General features: G+C 73.6%; 4 protein-coding genes and 1 pseudogene. 4 read left to right on the plus strand and 1 reads right to left on the minus strand.

Features of this window, described 5'->3' with window-relative positions:
• The 3 genes and pseudogenes from AOK00_RS40745 to sucD form a co-directional block, all read left to right on the plus strand.
• Positions 1-228: ATP-grasp domain-containing protein (locus AOK00_RS40745; RefSeq protein ID WP_367870063.1), on the plus strand; the 228-nt coding region annotated here is incomplete at both ends.
• 2 nt (positions 229-230) lie between these two features.
• A pseudogene (locus AOK00_RS28755) lies at positions 231-911 on the plus strand (ADP-forming succinate--CoA ligase subunit beta); the annotation flags it as partial.
• A 20-nt stretch (positions 912-931) separates the two neighbouring features.
• Positions 932-1,816, plus strand: a complete 885-nt coding sequence (gene sucD, locus AOK00_RS28760; RefSeq protein WP_015035673.1) for a succinate--CoA ligase subunit alpha — start codon at positions 932-934, stop codon at positions 1,814-1,816.
• A gap of 129 nt (positions 1,817-1,945) precedes the next feature.
• Here sucD and AOK00_RS28765 read toward each other — a convergent pair whose 3' ends face one another.
• Positions 1,946-3,304, minus strand: a complete 1,359-nt coding sequence (locus AOK00_RS28765) for a helix-turn-helix domain-containing protein (protein ID WP_055603165.1) — start codon at positions 3,302-3,304, stop codon at positions 1,946-1,948.
• Between the two features lie 119 nt (positions 3,305-3,423).
• Here AOK00_RS28765 and AOK00_RS28770 point away from each other — a divergent pair.
• Positions 3,424-4,672: cell division protein PerM (locus AOK00_RS28770; protein WP_055603166.1), on the plus strand; the 1,249-nt coding region annotated here is incomplete at its 3' end.

The following is a 4,672-nucleotide window of genomic DNA, read 5'->3' on the forward strand; positions in this document are numbered from 1 at the left end:
CGACGGACATCCTCGGGATGGACATCAAGGGCCACACGGTCCACAAGGTGATGATCGCGGAGACCGCTCCGGAGATCCTCGAGGAGTACTACGTCTCGTACCTCCTCGACCGCACCAACCGCACCTTCCTCGCCATGGCGTCCGTCGCCGGTGGCATGGACATCGAGGAGGTCGCCGCGACGACCCCCGAGAAGCTCGCGAAGGTGCCCGTCGACTCCAACACCGGTGNNGCCGAGAAGGTCGCCGAGGTCCTCGTGACCCTGTGGAAGACCTTCGTCGCCGAGGACGCGCTCCTCGTCGAGGTCAACCCGCTGGCCAAGGTCGCCTCCGGCGACATCCTGGCCCTGGACGGCAAGGTGTCTCTCGACGAGAACGCCGACTTCCGTCAGCCCGACCACGAGGCGCTCGAGGACAAGGCCGCAGCCAACCCGCTCGAGGCTGCCGCCAAGGCCAAGAACCTCAACTACGTCAAGCTCGAGGGCGAGGTCGGCATCATCGGTAACGGTGCCGGTCTGGTCATGTCGACCCTGGACGTCGTCGCGTACGCCGGTGAGAACCACGGCGGCGTGAAGCCGGCCAACTTCCTCGACATCGGCGGCGGCGCCTCCGCCGAGGTCATGGCGAACGGCCTGGAGATCATCCTGGGCGACCCGGACGTCAAGTCCGTGTTCGTCAACGTCTTCGGTGGCATCACCGCCTGTGACGAGGTCGCCAACGGCATCGTCCAGGCCCTGGAGCTCCTCGCCTCCAAGGGCGAAGAGGTCACCAAGCCGCTGGTCGTGCGCCTCGACGGCAACAACGCGGAGCTGGGTCGCAAGATCCTGTCGGACGCGAACCACCCGCTCGTGCAGCGCGTGGACACCATGGACGGCGCGGCCGACAAGGCCGCCGAGCTCGCGGCTGCGAAGTAAGGGACGAGGTCAAGCACACCATGGCTATCTTCCTCACCAAGGACAGCAAGGTCATCGTCCAGGGCATGACCGGTGCCACGGGCATGAAGCACACCAAGCTCATGCTGGGTGACGGCACCAACATCGTCGGTGGCGTGAACCCGCGCAAGGCCGGCACGACCGTCGACTTCGACGGCACCGAGGTCCCGGTCTTCGGCTCCGTCGCCGAGGCGATGAAGGAGACCGGCGCCAACGTCTCGGTCCTCTTCGTCCCGCCGGCGTTCGCGAAGGCCGCCGTGGTCGAGGCGATCGACGCCGAGATCCCGCTGGCCGTCGTCATCACCGAGGGCATCGCCGTCCACGACTCCGCCGCCTTCTGGGCGTACGCGCAGGCGAAGGGCAACAAGACCCGCATCATCGGCCCGAACTGCCCCGGTCTCATCACCCCGGGCCAGTCCAACGCCGGCATCATCCCGGGCGACATCACGAAGCCGGGCCGCATCGGCCTGGTCTCGAAGTCCGGCACGCTGACGTACCAGATGATGTACGAGCTCCGTGACATCGGCTTCTCGTCCGCCGTCGGCATCGGTGGCGACCCGGTCATCGGCACCACGCACATCGACGCCCTCGCGGCGTTCGAGGCGGACCCCGACACCGACCTGATCGTCATGATCGGTGAGATCGGCGGCGACGCCGAGGAGCGTGCGGCCGACTTCATCAAGGCCAACGTCACCAAGCCGGTCGTCGGCTACGTCGCGGGCTTCACCGCGCCCGAGGGCAAGACCATGGGCCACGCCGGCGCCATCGTCTCCGGCTCCTCCGGCACCGCCCAGGCGAAGAAGGAGGCCCTTGAGGCCGCCGGCGTCAAGGTCGGCAAGACGCCGACCGAGACGGCCAAGCTGGCGCGCGCGATCCTCGCGGGCTGAAGCAGCCGGTAGCCGCGGGATTCCGCGGCAGCCGTACGAGAGGGCCCCGCCCCCGCCCGGTCACCCGGGCGAGGGCGGGGCCCTCTCGTACGCGGCGGCGGTCGCCCGGCGGCGGTCGCCCAGGGGTGGTCACTCGGCGGCCGGGATCAGCCGCTCCGGGCCCGGGTTCGGTTCGGAGCGCAGCTTGTCGCGGAGCTCCAGGTCCTCCGGGCGGAGCTTCTGCGGGCCGCCGCGGACCGGAACGCCGTTGACGGTCTCGCCGGGGGCGTTCACCGGGATGTAGCGGGTCGGCGCGGTCGCCGCCGTCAGGCCCGTGACACCGATGAGGACCGCCGTCACCCCCAGTACCGCGCGGGTCCACGTCCGTGTCCGGCGCTCGCTGCCGCTCCGGACCGCGCGGGCCGCCGGGAGGGTCGTCGTCGGCGCCTCCGTGACCAGCGCGCCGAGCCGCTCGTGCAGGGCCTCGGGGTCGGCGAGTTCGGGGACCCGCTTCGCGAGGACCGCGCGGGCGTGCAGCAGCCGGTTGGCCGCGGCGGGGGTGCTCGCCTCGGTCTCGGCGGCCGTCTCCGGCAGGTCGAGCCCGAGCCCGTCGTAGAGCAGCACGGTACGGCGGTACGGCGCCGGCAGTTCGAGGAGCGCGGTGAGCAGAGCCCGCCGGCCGGCCTCGGTGGGCGGGGTGTCGGGGTGCTTGTGGGTGCGGCGCAGCCGGTGCCAGGGGGAGAGGGCGTACTCGTACGCCGTCGCCCGTACCCAGCCCACCGGGTCCGCGTCGCGGGCGACCTCGGGCCAGTGCTCCCAGGCCCGGTGGAAGGCCTGCTCGACGGACTCCCGGGAGAGCCGCCGCCGGCCGGTCAGCAGATACGTCTGGTGGACGAGACCGGGCGCCGCGTGCGCGTAGAGCGCGTCGAACGCCTCCTCCGGGGTCAGCCCCGGCACGGCGGGAGGTCCGACGGGCCGCTCCTCCGCGGCCCACGGGGCCTCGGCCGCGACCGGTTTCAGCCGCTCCTGCGGCTTCGGGGTGCCTTTGCGGGCTCGGCCCGCGGCGATGACCGGGGACGGGGAGGGGGCCTGCGGCGGCTTGGCGGCCCGCTTGGCCGCGGCCTTGGGGCGGACGTTCGCCGCGGGGGCGGGCGCCTGTCCCTGTGTTTTCGCCGGTGCCTGCGGCCGTGCGGGTGACTCCGGCGAGTACCACGGCTTGGCGGGCTGCTCCGAAGAGTGCGAAGGGGCCGAGGGGGAAGCGGTCGACGCCTCCGCGGAACTCGGCGCGTCGCCCGGCCCGTACGTGCCGAGCAGCTTGGCGTACGCCTCGCGCTTGCGGCCCCGTGGTGCCGAACGCCCGGTCTCCCATGCCCTGACCGTGGCCTTCGTGACGCCCATGGCCTCGGCGACCTGCTCCTCGCTCAGGGCGAGGGCCTCACGCAACCTGCGCCGCTCCTTGGGGGTCGGCAGGGTGGCGGAGGATGCGGAATCCGCGGTGCTCCGGCTCATCGGCGTCTACCTCCCGCAGAGCTGCTGTGGGCGGAAAAGTACATAAACGTATCTTGAGCGACACAGCGGAGGTTTGCCTGTTACGCGGCAAAAGCGCGTGTCGTTGGCAGCATGACCTCGTGACCCATGTGACCGAGCATCCCCTGGTCCACGGCGGCCGCTCCGCCGCGCTCGCCAGCGCCTGCGTCCGGGGCGCGGTCGCCGCCGGACTCGGACTCGGCGCCCTCGCGGTCCTCGTGATCGCCGGCTGGATCAGCTCCCCGTACCCCGACAGCGGCCCCGGCGGCGCCCTGCACCTGGCCGCCGGGCTCTGGCTGCTCGCCCACGGCGTGGACCTCGTCCGCACGGACACCCTGTCCGGACTGCCCGCGCCCCTCGGCGTCGCGCCGATGCTCCTGGCCGTCCTGCCGTTCTGGCTCGTCCACCGGGCCGTCCGGGACACCCTCGACGTGGCCGGCGGCGGCGACCGGCGGCCCCCCTCCGCGAGCGGCGCGGTATCCGCCGTGGCCGGCGGATACCTCCTGGTCGCCGCCACGGTCGTGGTCTACAGCGAGAGCGGCCCGCTGCCCGCAGAGCTGCTCGGCGCCGGGCTCTGGCTGCCCGCCGTCGTGGCCGGCGCGGCCGGCACGGGGGTCTGGACGGCGTTCGGACGTCCCCTCCCCGGACAGCGGCAGACGGCCGCGGCCCTGCGGGCGGCCGGGCTCGGGCTCGTCACGCTGCTCGGCGGCGGCGCGGTCGTCGCGGCGGTCTCGCTGGCCTGGCACGCGGGCGAGGCGCAGGCCGCGTTCGCGGGTCTCACGGGGGAGTGGTCGGGGCGGGCTGCGGTGCTGCTGCTGGTCCTCGCCCTGCTGCCCAACATGGCCGTCTGGGGAGCCGCGTACGGACTGGGGCCGGGCTTCACCCTCGGCACGGGCGCGTTCGCGACCCCGCTGGGCCTCGTCGGCGACCCGGCCGCGCCGCCCTTCCCGCTGCTCGCCGCGCTGCCCGACGACGGGCGCGGCGGCTGGATCCACTGGGCGGCCGCGGCGGTCCCGCTCGCCGCCGTGCTGCTCCAGGGCGGCCGGGTGGGCCGCTCGGCTCGGACCTGGACGGCCCGGGACACGGCGCTGACGGCGCTGGGTACGGCCTGGGGCTGCGGTGCGGTGGTCGCCGTGCTCTCGGCCGCGGCGGGCGGGGCGCTCGGCACGGCCCGGCTGTCGGCGTTCGGCCCGGTGTGGTGGCAGACGGGCTCGGCGACGGTCCTGTGGGGTGCCTGCGTCGGGGTGCCGGTGGCCCTGGGGGTACGGGCCTGGGACCGCCGCCTCCCGCGCCCGAAGCGCCTGCGGGTGCCGGTGCCGGCGGAGGCTTCGGCGGCGGTGCCGGTGCAGG

It is taken from the genome of Streptomyces aureus (assembly GCF_001418135.1).
GTDB lineage: Bacteria > Actinomycetota > Actinomycetes > Streptomycetales > Streptomycetaceae > Streptomyces > Streptomyces aureus_A.